The organism is Methylobacterium sp. J-078 (genome assembly GCF_022829285.1).
GTDB lineage: Bacteria > Pseudomonadota > Alphaproteobacteria > Rhizobiales > Beijerinckiaceae > Methylobacterium.
In genome coordinates this window covers 1-13,655 of the sequence record NZ_JAKSYI010000120.1, presented here as the reverse complement: position 1 = coordinate 13,655, position 13,655 = coordinate 1, and the positions used below count along the sequence as shown (strand labels likewise).

Below are 13,655 nucleotides of genomic sequence, written 5' to 3'. Positions count from 1 at the left end.
GCTCAGACCTCCAGCCGGGCGCGGCGCTTGAGCGGGCGCGCGAAGAGTTCGGCGAGGTCTCCGGCCTGGTCGTAGCCCTGGATGGGCGTGAACAGCAGCTCGATCGACCACTTGGTGGCGAGGCCCTCGGCCTCCAGCGGGTTGGCGAGGCCGAGGCCGCACACCGTCAAGTCGGGCTTGGCCGCCCGGCAGCGATCCATCTGGACGTCGAGGTTCTGGCCCTCCACCACCCGCGTGCCGGCGCGCAGCAGCGCCAGTTCCGGCGCGTGGTGCTGGCGGTGCAGGTAGGGCGTGCCGACCTCGATGAGCTCGGCGCCCATCTCCCGCGACAGGAAGCGGGCGAGCGGTAGTTCGAGCTGCGAATCGGGAAAGAAGAACACGCGCTTGCCCGTCAGCCGCTCGCGATAGAGGTCGAGGGCCACGGCGGCGCGCGCCCGGCCCGGAGCCGTGACGCGCTCGAAACGCTCCGCCGAGACGCCGAAGGTCTCCGCGGCGGCCTTCAACCACGCCGTAGTGCCCTCGGCGCCGAGGGGGAACGGGGCGGCGATCCGCGTGGCCCCCCGAGTCTCCAGGACGCGCGCGGTATCGGCGAGGAAGGGCTGGGCGAGGAGATAGCGGGTACCGACACCGAGCGCCGGCAGGTCCCCGGCCCGGCGCGCGGGCAGGAACGCCACGTCGGCAATGCCGAGATCCGCGAAGATCCGGGCGAACTGGTCCTCGACCACGTCGGCGAGCGCGCCGACTACGAGAAGCGAGGGCGCGGCGGCGGCTGCCGCCGCCGGCATCTCGGGCACGAGGGCGGCGAGGCAGGCATCCTCCCCTTGCGTGAACGTCGTCTCGATGCCGCTGCCGGAATAGCTCAGCACCCGCACGTCGGGATGGAAGCTGCGCGACAGCCGCTGGGCCGCCCGCGGCAGATCGAGCTTGATCACCTCCGAGGGGCAGGAGCCGACGAGGAACAGCAGCCGGATGTCGGGTCGGCGCTCGATCAGGCGGCGCACCACCCGGTCGAGTTCCTCGTTGGCGTCGACGAGGCCGGCGAGATCCCGCTCGTCGAGGATCGCGGTGGCGAAGCGCGGCTCGGCGAAAATCATCACCCCGGCGGCGGATTGGATGAGGTGAGCGCAGGTGCGCGAGCCGACCACCAGGAAGAACGCGTCCTGGATCTTGCGGTGCAGCCAGACGATGCCGGTCAATCCGCAGAACACGGCCCGCTGGCCCCGCTCCTGGCGGATGTCGCAGCCGGTCTGAAGGCTGGGGAGCGGCGCGTGGGCGTTCATCGCGCGGCCTCCGCGACGAGTCGGGCCGGCATGGCCTCGAGCCGGGCGGCCCGGAGCTTCAGCACGAACTGCGCGGCGTTCACGGCGTAGGCGGCGTAGGCCGCCAGCGCCAGAACCATCAGGCCGGCTGTGTCGAGGGCGCCGGTGGCGAGCGCCGCCAGATAGGCGGTGTGCAGGGCCAGCACCAGCATGCTGACCATGTCCTCCCAGTAGAAGGCCGGCGCGAAGAGGTAGCGCCCGAATACGGCCTTTTCCCAGATCGAGCCGGTGACCATGATCGCGTAGAGGACCAGGGTCTTCACGACGACGGAGAGGTTGGCGGCGAAGGCGCCCTCCCCCGTGGAGAGGGTGCGCAGGACGAGGCCGAGGCTGACGGCGAACACGAGGAACTGAAGCGGGGCCAGGATGCCCTGGACCAGGGTCCAGCGGGTGGCGTCGCGGCGGGCGCGCTGGTCGGCGTCGTAGAGGGGACGTCTGGCCTTGTCCGGTCTCCGGATCATGCTGTGCCCCCTTTCTGGAGACCGTTCGACTGGGTCGGTCGGTCTCGTTGAACAGGAGGTTAGGAACCCCTCACAGGAGTGTCAAGCTGGCTTTACGTCAAAACGAATTTACATCTTCGATGCAAAATAGTTATAGAATTTGCATTGATAAAGCAGCCTCGCGGCGTATCGTGCGTCCGGTACGTGCATCACGTCCGGCAGTTTCCCCGGTCGCCGATGGCGGTAAGGCGCGCAACGTATAAAATCCGGAATTCGACACGCAAGATCGAATCGATCGTCACGCCGTCAGAGACATTGGGGAGGGACCAATGGATGATGTGAGGCAATTCGGTGATTGCTTGCACTACGAGATATCCGGCCGGGATCTCAGCGAACTCTTTGACATGCATGTCGGGTCGAAACAGGTCGATGTCCGCCGTAAGCTGAGCCTCCAGAAAGATCTCGCCTCCATCGTCGAGGCGGAGATCATTCCGAGGCTGATGCTGGCCCATCGGGCGGAACCGGTTGTATCGGAATGCAATATACTTCCGGACGCCGAGCAGATCGCGGCTTTCGCCGATCTGATGCTCGCGCCGGGCGAGGATGGCCTCGAGAATGGCCTCGCCGAACTCCTTGGCGGCGGACTCGCCCTCGACAGCCTGCTCCTCGATCTGCTCGCCCCGACGGCCCGGCACCTCGGGACCCTCTGGGAGGAAGACATTTGCGACTTCGTGGAGGTGACGCGCGCCATGGGGCGCCTGCACCGCGTCATGCGCGACCTCACCCAGCGCTTCGGCTGCGAACCGCGCGATGGTTCAGAGGGACGCAGCATCCTCCTGCTGCCCTGTCCGGGAGATTCTCACAGCTTTGGTGTCGCGGTGGTGGAACGCTTCTTCGTGGCCGCCGGATGGGACGTTTCGTGTCCCGGCTCCCGGCCGGACGGCGAGCTTCAGGTGCTGACGCGGGAAAGCTGGTTCGACGTGGTGGGCCTCTCCCTCGCCAGCGAGGTCCTGCTTCCGAAGGTGGCGGAGACCATCGCGGCGCTGCGGCGGCATTCGCGCAATCCCGCGATCCGTGTGATCGTGGGCGGCGCGGCCTTCGCTGGGAGACCTGATCTCTTCCGGGAAATAGGGGCCGATGCGACCGCCGCCGATGCCCGAGAAGCGCCCGCCCTTGCCGAAAGCCTGCTTGATCTGCCGGCCAGACCCTGCTGAAAGACAAACCCCTACCCGAGTCGGCCTGCCTGACCGAACTGTCCTGCTCGCTCAACTCAAGATCTGGTGATCCGTGGCCAGCTTGGCGCTTCCCGCCGCGAGCCAAGCGCTTGCGGCCCTTCAAAAGTCTCTCGGCCCTCTCGACGCGCAGGCGGTCGGGCTGCTGGTTGCCGCCGCGACGGATCTTTCCCTGGTCATCGACGGCGAGGGCGTGATCCGGGACGCGACCTTCGGCAATTCGGACCTCGCGGGCGAGGGCTGCGAGACTTGGCTCGGCCGCCCCTGGATCGATACGGTCACGGTGGAGAGCCGGCCGAAGATCGCCGCCCTCCTCAAAGACGCCGCTCCCAACGCCGTCACGCGGTGGCGCCAGGTCAACCATGTCTCGCCCACCGGCACCGACCTGCCAGTGCGGTACGCCGCCATGCGGCTGGCCAAGGATGGGCAGATCCTGGTGCTCGGGCGCAACCTACGCGCCATGGCCTCCCTGCAGCGGACCCTGACCGAGACGCAGCAGGCCCTCGAGCGCGATTACCTGCGCATGCGCGGCGCCGAGACCCGCTACCGCCTGCTGTTCCAGCTCGGCTCGGAACCCGTTCTGGTGGTGGATGCGGGCACCCGCCGCGTCACCGAGGCCAATCCGGCCGCCGCGCGCCTGATCGGCCGCGCGGACAAGCGCATCGTCGGGCAGGATGCGGTGGAGTTGTTCGACGCCAGCAGCCTGCGCGACCTCGAATCGCTCTTCGCGGGCCTGCGCGTCACCGGTCAGGCCACCGACCTGGAAGCCCGCCTGGGTCACGGGCGCGGAGCGGTGCGGGTCGCCGCCTCCCTGTTCCGGCAAGACAATTCCACGAGCGTGCTCCTGCGCCTCGCCTCCGCCGAAGTGCAGGAGGCGGATACGGGGCCGATCCGAACCGGCGCCCTCGACGTGATTCGGAGCCTGCCCGAAGGCTTCGTCGTCACCGATCCGGGTCGGCGCATCCTCACCGCCAATCCGGCCTTCCTCGATCTGGTCCAGCTCGCCACCGAGGAGCAGGTCCGGGGTCAGCGCCTCGACCAGTGGCTCGGCCGTGAGGAGACCGAGGCAACCGCCCTGTTCACCACCCTGGCGCAGCACGGCTCGGTCCGGCACTTCCCCACCCATATCCGGGGAACCTATGGAACGCTCGAAGAGGTCGAGGTCGCCGCCGTGTCGGCGGGCGGCTCGGGGCAGGCCTACCTCGGCTTCACCTTCCGGGCAGCGCCGCGCCGGGCCGCTGTGCCTACGGGCGGACGGGACCTGCCGCGCTCCGTCGAGCAGATGACCGAACTCGTCGGCCGCGTCTCGATGAAGACCCTCGTGCGCGAATCGACCGACCTGATCGAGCGCCTCTGCATCGAGGCGGCGCTCCGCATCACCCGCGACAACCGCGCCTCGGCGGCGGAAATGCTCGGCCTCAGCCGTCAGGGGCTCTACGCCAAGATGCGCCGCTACGGCATCGGCGATCTCGATGCGCCCGACCTCACCGACGACCTGGCCTGACGCGGGCGCCCCTCAGACCCCAATGGCGGTTCCGGGAGGATGCTCAGACGGTGCTGATGTAAATCAAACTTGACACTTCGCGGCGTTAATTTAGCGTCGGCTTCATGGCAACGCCCGCACCCAGCGCCCTCGTCGAGCTCCTGAAGCCGATCACTTGGTTCGCGCCGATGTGGGCCTTCACCTGCGGAGTGGTCTCCTCCGGCGCCTCGCCCACGGGGCAATGGCCAGTGATCGCCGCCGGGGTGATCCTCGCGGGTCCCCTGGTCTGCGCGACCTCGCAGGCGGTCAACGACTGGTACGACCGCCACGTCGACGCCATCAACGAGCCGCACCGGCCGATCCCCTCGGGGCGGATGCCGGGCCGCTGGGGTCTCTACGTCGCCGCGGGCTGGACCGGGCTCTCCCTCATCGTCGCAGCGGCCCTCGGACCGTGGATCCTGGGCGCGGCCCTGTTCGGCCTGGTGCTGGCCTGGATCTACAGCGCGCCGCCCCTGCGGCTGAAGCGGAACGGCTGGTGGGGCAACTCGGCGGTCGCCCTCTGCTACGAGGGCCTGCCCTGGTTCACCGGCGCCGCCGTGATGGCCGCGGCGGTGCCGGACGGGCGCGTCCTCCTGGTGGCGCTGCTCTACTCCGTCGGCGCCCACGGCATCATGACCCTTAACGACTTCAAGTCGGTGGAGGGCGACACGCGCACCGGTATCCGGTCCTTGCCCGTACAGCTGGGCACGCTCGGCGCCGCGCGCCTCGCCTGCCTCGTCATGGCTCTGCCCCAGGTCGCCGTCATCCTGGCCTTGTTCGCCTGGCAGCGCCCCTGGCACGGCGCGCTCATCGGCGCGCTGCTCCTCGGGCAGTTCGTGCTGATGCGCCGGCTCCTCGCCGAGCCGCGCGGACGCGCCGCCTGGTACAACGGCACCGGCACCACGCTCTACGTCCTCGGCATGCTGGTGGCGGCCTTCGCCCTGCGGCCCCTGGTGGGAGGCCCATGATGGCGACGCTTCCCTTCGGCTGGGCCGCCATCGTCCGCCTCGGCCTCGTGCAGACGGCGCTCGGCGCTGTCGTGGTCCTGATGACCTCGACCATCAACCGGGTGATGGTGGTGGAGCTTGCTCTGCCGGCCATCGTGCCCGGTGGCCTCGTCGCCCTGCACTACGCGGTGCAGGTGCTGCGCCCGCGCTGGGGCTACGGCTCGGACAGGACGGGGCGGCGCACGCCCTGGATCGTCGGCGGCATGGCGGCCCTGGCGCTGGGCGGCTTCGGCGCGGCGGTGGCCACAGCGCTCACCGAGACGCATCAGGCCGCCGGCCTCGCCCTGGCTGTCCTGTCGTTCCTCACGGTGGGCATGGGCGCGGGGGCCGCCGGCACCTCGCTCCTCGTGCTCCTCGCCACAGGCGTGGAGCCACGCCGGCGCGGGGCGGCGGCCACGATCGTCTGGGTGATGATGATCGCGGGCTTCGCCATCACGGCGCCCATCGCCGGCCATTTCCTCGATCCGTTCTCCGGCGCCCGGCTGGTCGCGGTCTCCGGCACGGTCTCGCTCCTCGCCCTCGCGGTGGCGCTCCTCGCGGTGCGGGGGATCGAGCCGGCGCGCGGCGCACCCGACCGGAGCGAGGACGCGGCGCCCAAGCCCCCCTTCGGGGAGGTGCTGGCCCGGGTCTGGGCCGAGCCCGATTCGCGTCGGTTCACAATCTTCATCTTCGTGGCGATGCTGGCCTACAGCGCGCAGGAGCTCATCCTCGAACCCTTCGCGGGCCTCGTCTTCGCGATGTCGCCGGGCGTCACCACCAAGCTCGCCGGTCTCCAGCACGGGGGCGTCCTGGCCGGCATGCTGACCGTGGCGGGGCTGACCATGGGCATCGGCGGCGCGGTCCTCGGATCCCTCAAGCTGTGGACGACGCTGGGCTGCCTCGGCTCCGGCGCGGCGCTCCTCGGCATCGCGGGCGGCGGCCTGATCGGCGCGGACTTCCCCTTGCGCGTCCCGGTCTTCGCCCTCGGCCTGTTCAACGGCATCTTCGCGGTGGCGGCCATCGGCTCGATGATGGCGCTGGCGGGGGCCGGCGGCGAGGCCGAGCGCGGCACCCGCATGGGCGTGTGGGGCGCGGCCCAGGGACTCGCCTTCGGAGCCGGCGGCTTCCTCGGGACCGTCGCGGTCGATCTGGCCCGCCTCGTCACGCCCCGCGCCGTCGATGCCTATGCGGGCGTCTTCGCGGTCGAGGCCGTGTTGTTCGTGGCCGCCGCCGCCCTGGCGCTACGGATCGCCCACGCGCCCGCCACGCAAGTTCCGCGCGCCCGGCGCGCCGTCTCTGCCTTCGGGACTCCCCTGTCCGCCCGATGATTCCACGAGCGAGGTGACGTCATGTCGAGAGGTCTCGAGAGCCCGGCCGTTCGAACCGATGCGCCCGTGAACGGGACCGGGCCGGAAACCTACGATGTCGTAGTGGTGGGCGGCGGTCCGGCCGGCGCTACGGCGGCCACCGACCTCGCCCGCGGTGGGCGGCGCGTCCTCCTCCTCGACAAGCCCGGCCGGATCAAGCCCTGCGGCGGCGCGATCCCGCCGCGCCTGATCCGCGACTTCGCGATTCCCGATCATCTCCTCGTGGCGCGCATCCGCTCCGCCCGCATGGTTTCCCCGAAGGACAAGCGCGTGGACATGCCCATCGGCGACGGCTTCGTCGGCATGGTGGACCGCGCCGATTTCGACCCCTGGCTGCGTGCTCGCGCGGCGGAGGCCGGGGCGGTCCTGCGGGCGGCGAGCTTCCGCCACATCGAGCGCGACGGGGACGGCGCCACGGTGCACTATCTGGAGGACGGCTTTCCGAGGGCCGCCCGCGCCCGCCTCGTCATCGGGGCGGACGGCGCGAGTTCCTCGGTCGGCCGGGCCGAGATTCCCGGTCACGCCACGATGCGGCAGGTCTTCGCGTATCACGAGATCGTCAAGTTGCCCGAGACCGGCGACCACGATGTCGAGGCGACCCGCTGCGATGTCTATTACCAGGGGAAGCTCTCGCCGGATTTCTACGCCTGGGTCTTCCCGCACGGCGATACCGTGAGCATCGGCACCGGCAGCGCCCGCAAGGGCTTCTCCCTGCGCGGCGCCATCCGGGACCTGCGAGCCGCCACGGGCCTGGAGGCCGGTGAGACCGTTCGCCGCGAGGGCGCCCCCCTCCCCCTCAAGCCGCTGAAGCGCTGGGACAACGGCCGCGACGTCCTCCTGACCGGGGATGCGGCCGGCATCGTCGCCCCCGCCTCCGGCGAGGGCATCTACTACGCGATGCTCGGCGGGCGCCTCGCGGCCGAGGCGGCCGAAACCTTCCTCGTCACCGGGCGGGCGAAGGCCCTCGCCGAGGCGCGGCGGCGCTTTATGCGCCTGCACGGCCGCGTCTTCCTGATCCTGCGGATCATGCAGGGCGTCTGGTATCGCAACGACGGCCTGCGTGAGCGCTTCGTCTCGATCTGCCGCGACCGCGACGTGCAGCAGCTGACCTGGGATTCCTACATGAACAAGGAACTGGTTCGGGCGAAGCCGGTGGCGCACGCACGGATCTTCTTCAAGGATCTCGCCCACCTGTTCCGCTGGGTCTCGCCGTGAACGCCGCGCTGATGGGCGACTGGGGTCCGCCCGTGGTCGCGGCTGGAGTCGCCGTGATGGTGGCCCTGGCCGGCGGCCTCCTGACGACGACCGGGCCCTGGTATCACGCCCTGCGGCGCCCCTCCTGGAAGCCGCCGGACTGGGCCTTCGGCCCGGTCTGGACGACGATCTTCACCTTGACGGCGATCTCGGGCGTGATGGCCTGGAACGCCGATTCGGGTCTGGCCTCCCGCACGGTCCTCGTCGTGATCTACGGGATCAACGCGGTTTTCAATATCGCGTGGAGCGGATTGTTCTTCCGCATGCGCCGGCCGGACTGGGCACTTCTCGAAGTTGTGTTCCTCTGGGTCTCGATCGCGGCGCTGATCCTCGTCACGGCACGGGTTTCCGGTCTCGCCGCCACCTTGCTGCTGCCCTATCTCGTTTGGGTCGGGATCGCCGCGTGTCTCAACAGGGCGATCGTCCGGCTCAACGGGCCCTTCCGGAGCGCCTGACCCCGATGGAATCGCTGTTCGCCGGCGGACGCATCATCGACGCGATCCTGGTCCTCGTCGCAATCGAGGCCGTGGTTCTGTCCCTGATCCTCCGGCGACGCGAGACGGCCCTGCCTCCCTATCTGTGCAACCTCGCCTCGGGGGCCGCGCTGATGCTCGCCCTGCGCGGAGCGCTCACCGGTGCGCACTGGACCGCGATCGCCGGGTGCCTCGCCCTGTCGGGGCTGGCCCATGGTGGCGAGATGGTCCTGCGCCTCGGCGGCCGCCCACATCCAGGAGCGACGCCCGTCCGACTCGATCCGCACGCCTGACGTTCCGCACAGAGCTCACGCCACCAGACCCGAAGCACGGAGAGACGCCATGAGGAATCGCCGCACCGCTCTCCGCCTGGGAGCCGCGCTCACGTTCGGCTTCGGGGTCGGGGCCGCCTCGGCCCAAACCGTCGCGTCACAGGATGCGGACCTGATCAAGCGCGGCGAGTATCTGGCCACGGCCGGCGATTGCGTGGCCTGCCACACGGCGCCGGGCGGTAAGCCCTTCGCGGGCAATTACGTGCTGAATACGCCGATCGGCAAGATCCGCACCCCCAACCTGACGCCGGACAAGGAAACCGGCCTCGGCAACTGGAGCGCCGACGATTTCTACCGCGCTTTCCACGAGGGCATCACCAAGGACGGGTCCTATCTCTACCCGGCCTTCCCGTTCGCTTGGTACACCAAGGTCACGCGGGCGGATTCCGATGCGATCTTCGCCTACCTGAAATCCTTGCCGGCGGTACACGAGCCGCGCAAGGATTCCGAGATCCCCTTCCCGTTCAACATCCGCACCGCGCTCATCACCTGGCGCACGGCCTTCTTCACGGCGGGCGAGTTCCAGCCCGATCCGCAGGCCAGCGCCGAGGTCAATCGCGGGGGCTACCTCGTCGAGGGACTCGGCCATTGCGGCATGTGTCACAACGCCAACAAGATCGTGGGCAACAGCGGTCTGGCCGGCAAGCTCGGCGGCGGCGTCATCGACGGTTGGTACGCGCCCAACATCACCCCCGACGATCACACCGGCATCGGCGCCTGGAGCGACGATCAGGTGGTGACCTACCTCAAGACCGGCGCGGCGCCCGGTAACCTGCCGGGGGTGGCCGCCGGTCCGATGCGCCAGACCATCGAAGAATCCCTCTCCAAGATGACCGACGCCGATCTCAAGGCGATGGTCGCCTACCTGCGCACGCAGAAGGCCAAGGAGAGCTACAAGTCCAAGGACCTTCAGGCCTTCAACGCCGCCGGCGCCCCGGGGGCCGCGACCTACCTGAGCTACTGTTCCTCCTGCCACAAGCCGGACGGCAGGGGCGTGGAGGGCGCGATTCCCGCGCTCGCCGGCAACACCTCGGTCCAGGCCAAGGGACCCGAGACGGTGATTCGGGTCATCCTGGGCGGCCTCGCGGCTCAGAACGGCTACGCGCCGATGCCCGCCATCGGCGCCGGCATGACCGACCAGGAGGTCGCCGACGTCACCGATTACGTGCGCAACGCCTGGGGCAATGCCGCCCCGGTGATCGGCGAGCGCGGCATCGTGGCGACCGCACGCAAGGCGACGGAGACGATGCTGGCCGGATCCGCGCCCTGCGCCGAGATCGCGCAGCCCGAGATCGCGAAGGCGATCGCCGAATCCGGCGCCTCGCAGAAGCTCAAGGGCTTGGCCCAGGAAGACTTCATCCCCGTCATCAACACCCTGCTGCCCCCGATCAAGGCAGCGGTGCCAGGCGCCAAGGGCGACGACATCGTCAACGGCCTGACCACGGCGTTCTGTCAGGCGGGTCGCAACGATCCGGCCTACGAGAAGCTCGCCTGGCACGCGGTGATCGGAAGCTTCTCCAGCATTGTCTACAGCCAGATGAAGAACCCGGAGGTTCGGGCCTCCAAGGACGGCGGCGCGGTGCCGACGCCTTGACGGGGCCGGGTCCTGTCGGCGGCGTCGGCCTGCACGGGAAGGCAGGGCGGCGCCGCGGGCCGGAGACTCCTGATGACACCCGGAAACCGGGCTGCTAAATGGCTTCTGCCGCATGACTCCGTAGCTCAGCTGGATAGAGCAGCCGCCTTCTAAGCGGCAGGTCGTTGGTTCGAGCCCAACCGGGGTCGCCAGCCTTTTCAAGGACTTCGGTTTTCCCTGAGCGCCTGGCGCGTGATCAAGGACGACCGGAGGACGAGATCATGGTTCGCCAGGACCTCGCCCCGAGGGCTTGGAACTGGCTCGTGCCCGCGCCGCGATGGCTCCGTCAGCCTCGTATGTGCGTTTTGCGCACAGACCCGTCCTTGCCGGCCACCGCCGCGACGGGCACCATTCCGGCATAGGGCATAGGAGGTCGGCCCGGGACGGTCGGCCTCTCGCACCCCATGACGCCTCCCCGTGGTCATGCCCGTTGCACCACCTCGGCCATGGCCCAACACCTCGAAGAGATCTCCGCAACCGTCGCGCCCGGCGTCCACGCCGTGCTCCTGCTCGATCGGGCCGGCTGGCACACCACGAAGAGGCGGCTCGTTCCAGGCGACATCGCCTTGGTGCCTGTTCCGGGTCGCTCACCCGAACTCAACCCGGTCGAGAACCTCTGGCAAGTCGAGAACCTCTGGCAGTTCATGCGTGAGAACTGGCTCGGCAACCGGATCTTCCAATCCTATGCCGACATCCTCGACCCGTGCTGCGAGGCCTGGAACAAGCGCATCGCCCAGCTTTGGCGCATCATGTCCATCGGACTGCGCCAATAGGCGCATCGGTGCTGATCAACGAGGGTTGGTATTCGATCGCGGAAGAGTTTCACCAGCGCGGTTTTTCCCTCACGGGGGCCATATCGGAGTCCAGGAGCAGGCGGCCATCGAGCCGTCCTTTCAGATGCTGGACGAACTCGAAGGCTTCATCCATGTGCGCACGCATGCGCTTGCGAACGAGCTCGGCATCGCCGAGCCGCGCCGCCTCCAGAATGCCCGCATGACAGCGAACGTTCGCGCATCCGAACCGGGCGTGCTCTTCGTGCGGGGTATCCGTGCTGTAGACGACGAGCTTTCGCAGGAGTGCGTTGATGAACTCGCAGTTAAACCGAAGAAATGCGTTCGGGTTTGCGGACGCAAGGATGTCGTGAAAATCCAGATCGGTCTGCCTCTGGCTGACGATCGTGTCGATCCCCTCGGAATGAGAGCTGCACATCTCAATATTCTGGGCCAGCATTCGAAAATGCTCGTCCGTCAGGTAAGGGACGGCACCAGCCGCTAGTTCCGGTTCCAGAAGACGACGCGAGGCGTAAATGCCGCTCATGTCGATGTCCTTGAAGAACAGGTAGTTCTGCACGAACTGCACCGTTCGGTTCAGGGGGACCTCGACGAGCGTCGCGCCGCCGCGCGGCCCGGTACTGATCCGGACCAGACCTTGGACTTCAAGGGACTTGAGCGCCTCGCGGATCGTGCCTTTGCTGACGATGAAATGGTCCTGCAGTTCGCGCTCCGTCGGCAATCGGTCGCCGACACTCAGGTTCTTCTGCGTCATCAGCAGTTTGATATCTTCGGCGACCATGTCGGCCCGCTTCTGCGTCCGTACGCGTCGTCCGCCGGGCTGAAGGTCTGCTTTCTCACTCATCGAACGTCTTTCGCGCCTGCAGATCGTATCGTTCGGGGCCACCCGCTCACGCGGCCTAGCTGAAGGTTCCGGGGCTGCGTGGCAACAGCGCCAGTCCATGGGCCTGCCGAGAACATAGGCATCGTGCCGCCGAAATCGATTTGCTCCTCATATTTATCATGATAAATATGAGGAATGACGATTCGGTCATTGAAACGGGCGAACCGTTTTCGGCTCAGGTCATCCAGGTGCACCGATGGTTGATGTTTCCTCCGAGGGCGTTCCGGTTTGGGCTGCGATCCATACGCCGTTCACGAAGACCGGCGCCGTCGACGACGACGGGATTCGATCCAATGTCCGTCGCTACATCGAGCTCGGCTTGGCTGGGGTCTTCTGTAACGGCCTGATCGGCGAGGTCTGGGCGCTCACGGTCGCGGAGCGTCGGCACGTTCTCGAGACGATCCTCGACGAGGCCTCGGGGCGGCTCAAGGTTTCCGTCGTCGTGACGGCGACCTCGATCCCGGAGACGCTGGAATTCGGGGCGCACGCCAAGTCGGTCGGCGCCGACAGTGCCGTCCTCATGGTCCCGACCTCAGGGCCCCGCTCCTCCCTCCAGCAGGTTGCCTATTTCGAGTATGTCTGTCCTCGCCTGGAGATGCCGGTGGTGCTCTTCAACGCCGCGACGGCGGCCGGCAGTGCCCTCGATCCCGCCGCCTTCGCGCGCATCTCCACCCTGCCCAATCTGACGCTTCTAAAGACCACCGCGTCGGCGGCGGAGAACAATGCCCTGCGCAACGTCGCACGAAGGGGCGTCGCGGTATCCGATCCGCTGGAGGAGAATTTCCTCGGCAATTATCGCGACTTCGGGCAACGCGTGCTGTTTGCCGATCCGGAACCTTATCTCTACCAAGTCGGTGCGGCGCGACCGATCGCGGACTACATCGCTCATCTGGCCGGTGGCCGGACCGAGGAGGCCGAAGCTATGGCCGCGCGTCTCTCCGACATCCGCGCCGTCTTCAACGCCTGGGTCATGGACCCGCTGCGGCGGGGCCACATGCCTGGCGCCGCCGTGAAGGTCTGGTGCGACCTGATCGGCATGGCGGGCGGCTCGGTCCGTGCCCCCCTGACCCCCCTGACCGAGTCCGAGCGCGGCCGCCTCAGGGCGGATCTCGACCGCTGCGGTCTACTCACTGCCTGATCCCATCCAGGGCCCGAACACCGTGCGTCCGGCACACTCCGCGCGCGCATCCCGTCCGTTTCGACATCGCAGGAGAGCCCTATGACCCATCGGATCGATCGTCGTGATCTTCTCGCGCTTCTGGGCGCCGCCGGCACCGCGACTTGGCTAGTGCACTGACGCGGTCAGAGGATTCACGAGGCGGGCGATGCATGCGAGTCTGGGCAATGGCTCAGACCGTCTGCGTGCTCCTCGACGCCGCCACCCAGTCAGCGCTTGCCGCGATCGCCGGCGATCGATCCCGCC

The 13,655-nt window shown here is 68.3% G+C and carries 13 protein-coding genes, 1 tRNA gene and 1 pseudogene; 11 read left to right on the top strand and 4 right to left on the bottom strand.

Annotated features, from left to right (window positions below):
- Positions 1-2: 2 nt before the first annotated feature.
- The 3 genes from MKK58_RS20630 to MKK58_RS20620 all read right to left on the bottom strand — a co-directional run bounded on the left by MKK58_RS20630 (position 3) and on the right by MKK58_RS20620 (position 2,454).
- Complete coding sequence (locus MKK58_RS20630) at positions 3-1,280, bottom strand: ferredoxin:protochlorophyllide reductase (ATP-dependent) subunit N (protein WP_243914387.1); 1,278 nt, start codon at positions 1,278-1,280, stop codon at positions 3-5.
- On the bottom strand, positions 1,277-1,780 hold the full coding sequence (gene bchF / locus MKK58_RS20625) for a 2-vinyl bacteriochlorophyllide hydratase (RefSeq protein ID WP_243914386.1): 504 nt from the start codon (positions 1,778-1,780) through the stop codon (positions 1,277-1,279). Before bchF ends, MKK58_RS20630 begins: the two co-directional genes overlap by 4 nt.
- A gap of 188 nt (positions 1,781-1,968) precedes the next feature.
- Positions 1,969-2,454, bottom strand: a complete 486-nt coding sequence (locus MKK58_RS20620) for a hypothetical protein (RefSeq protein ID WP_243914385.1) — start codon at positions 2,452-2,454, stop codon at positions 1,969-1,971.
- Positions 2,455-2,508: 54 nt separating this feature from the next.
- On the opposite strand from MKK58_RS20620, the gene MKK58_RS20615 reads away from it, so the two are divergent.
- The 10 genes and pseudogenes from MKK58_RS20615 to MKK58_RS20570 form a co-directional block, all read left to right on the top strand.
- Positions 2,509-2,973 carry a B12-binding domain-containing protein gene (locus MKK58_RS20615; protein ID WP_243914384.1) on the top strand — a complete coding sequence of 155 codons (465 nt, stop codon included), beginning with the start codon at positions 2,509-2,511 and terminating at the stop codon, positions 2,971-2,973.
- A 73-nt stretch (positions 2,974-3,046) separates the two neighbouring features.
- The gene (ppsR, locus tag MKK58_RS20610; protein WP_243914383.1) at positions 3,047-4,495 is read left to right on the top strand and encodes a transcriptional regulator PpsR; all 1,449 of its coding nucleotides are present in this window, start codon (positions 3,047-3,049) and stop codon (positions 4,493-4,495) included.
- A 104-nt stretch (positions 4,496-4,599) separates the two neighbouring features.
- A complete protein-coding gene (gene chlG, locus MKK58_RS20605; protein ID WP_243914382.1) occupies positions 4,600-5,481 on the top strand; it encodes a chlorophyll synthase ChlG in 882 nt (293 codons plus the stop codon).
- A complete protein-coding gene (locus tag MKK58_RS20600) occupies positions 5,481-6,827 on the top strand; it encodes a BCD family MFS transporter (RefSeq protein ID WP_409565288.1) in 1,347 nt (448 codons plus the stop codon). The genes chlG and MKK58_RS20600 overlap by 1 nt, the downstream gene beginning before the upstream one ends.
- 21 nt (positions 6,828-6,848) lie before the next feature.
- Complete coding sequence (locus tag MKK58_RS20595) at positions 6,849-8,081, top strand: geranylgeranyl diphosphate reductase (protein WP_243914378.1); 1,233 nt, start codon at positions 6,849-6,851, stop codon at positions 8,079-8,081.
- Positions 8,078-8,575, top strand: a complete 498-nt coding sequence (locus tag MKK58_RS20590; RefSeq protein WP_243914377.1) for a TspO/MBR family protein — start codon at positions 8,078-8,080, stop codon at positions 8,573-8,575. The genes MKK58_RS20595 and MKK58_RS20590 overlap by 4 nt, the downstream gene beginning before the upstream one ends.
- A gap of 5 nt (positions 8,576-8,580) precedes the next feature.
- A complete protein-coding gene (locus tag MKK58_RS20585; protein WP_243914376.1) occupies positions 8,581-8,886 on the top strand; it encodes a hypothetical protein in 306 nt (101 codons plus the stop codon).
- A gap of 49 nt (positions 8,887-8,935) precedes the next feature.
- Positions 8,936-10,519 carry a c-type cytochrome gene (locus tag MKK58_RS20580; RefSeq protein WP_243914371.1) on the top strand — a complete coding sequence of 528 codons (1,584 nt, stop codon included), beginning with the start codon at positions 8,936-8,938 and terminating at the stop codon, positions 10,517-10,519.
- A gap of 114 nt (positions 10,520-10,633) precedes the next feature.
- A tRNA-Arg gene (locus MKK58_RS20575) sits at positions 10,634-10,710 on the top strand.
- A gap of 222 nt (positions 10,711-10,932) precedes the next feature.
- Positions 10,933-11,331 (top strand): annotated as a pseudogene (locus MKK58_RS20570) (transposase); the annotation flags it as partial.
- A 49-nt stretch (positions 11,332-11,380) separates the two neighbouring features.
- Here the strand turns inward: MKK58_RS20570 and MKK58_RS20565 are convergent.
- Entirely contained in the window at positions 11,381-12,193 is an 813-nt protein-coding gene (locus tag MKK58_RS20565; protein ID WP_243914369.1) for a FadR/GntR family transcriptional regulator, read from the bottom strand.
- Positions 12,194-12,428: 235 nt separating this feature from the next.
- Here MKK58_RS20565 and MKK58_RS20560 point away from each other — a divergent pair, with 235 nt between their 5' ends.
- Complete coding sequence (locus MKK58_RS20560) at positions 12,429-13,370, top strand: dihydrodipicolinate synthase family protein (protein WP_243914367.1); 942 nt, start codon at positions 12,429-12,431, stop codon at positions 13,368-13,370.
- Positions 13,371-13,655: the final 285 nt, after the last annotated feature.

Coding starts and splice junctions, on each gene's coding strand:
- MKK58_RS20630 (WP_243914387.1), bottom strand. CDS start 1,280: ATGAACGCCCACGCGCCGCTCCCCAGCCTTCAGACCGGCTGCGACATC.
- bchF (WP_243914386.1), bottom strand. CDS start 1,780: ATGATCCGGAGACCGGACAAGGCCAGACGTCCCCTCTACGACGCCGAC.
- MKK58_RS20615 (WP_243914384.1), top strand. CDS start 2,509: ATGGGGCGCCTGCACCGCGTCATGCGCGACCTCACCCAGCGCTTCGGC.
- chlG (WP_243914382.1), top strand. CDS start 4,600: ATGGCAACGCCCGCACCCAGCGCCCTCGTCGAGCTCCTGAAGCCGATC.
- MKK58_RS20600 (WP_409565288.1), top strand. CDS start 5,481: ATGGCGACGCTTCCCTTCGGCTGGGCCGCCATCGTCCGCCTCGGCCTC.
- MKK58_RS20595 (WP_243914378.1), top strand. CDS start 6,849: ATGTCGAGAGGTCTCGAGAGCCCGGCCGTTCGAACCGATGCGCCCGTG.
- MKK58_RS20585 (WP_243914376.1), top strand. CDS start 8,581: ATGGAATCGCTGTTCGCCGGCGGACGCATCATCGACGCGATCCTGGTC.
- MKK58_RS20580 (WP_243914371.1), top strand. CDS start 8,936: ATGAGGAATCGCCGCACCGCTCTCCGCCTGGGAGCCGCGCTCACGTTC.
- MKK58_RS20565 (WP_243914369.1), bottom strand. CDS start 12,193: ATGAGTGAGAAAGCAGACCTTCAGCCCGGCGGACGACGCGTACGGACG.
- MKK58_RS20560 (WP_243914367.1), top strand. CDS start 12,429: ATGGTTGATGTTTCCTCCGAGGGCGTTCCGGTTTGGGCTGCGATCCAT.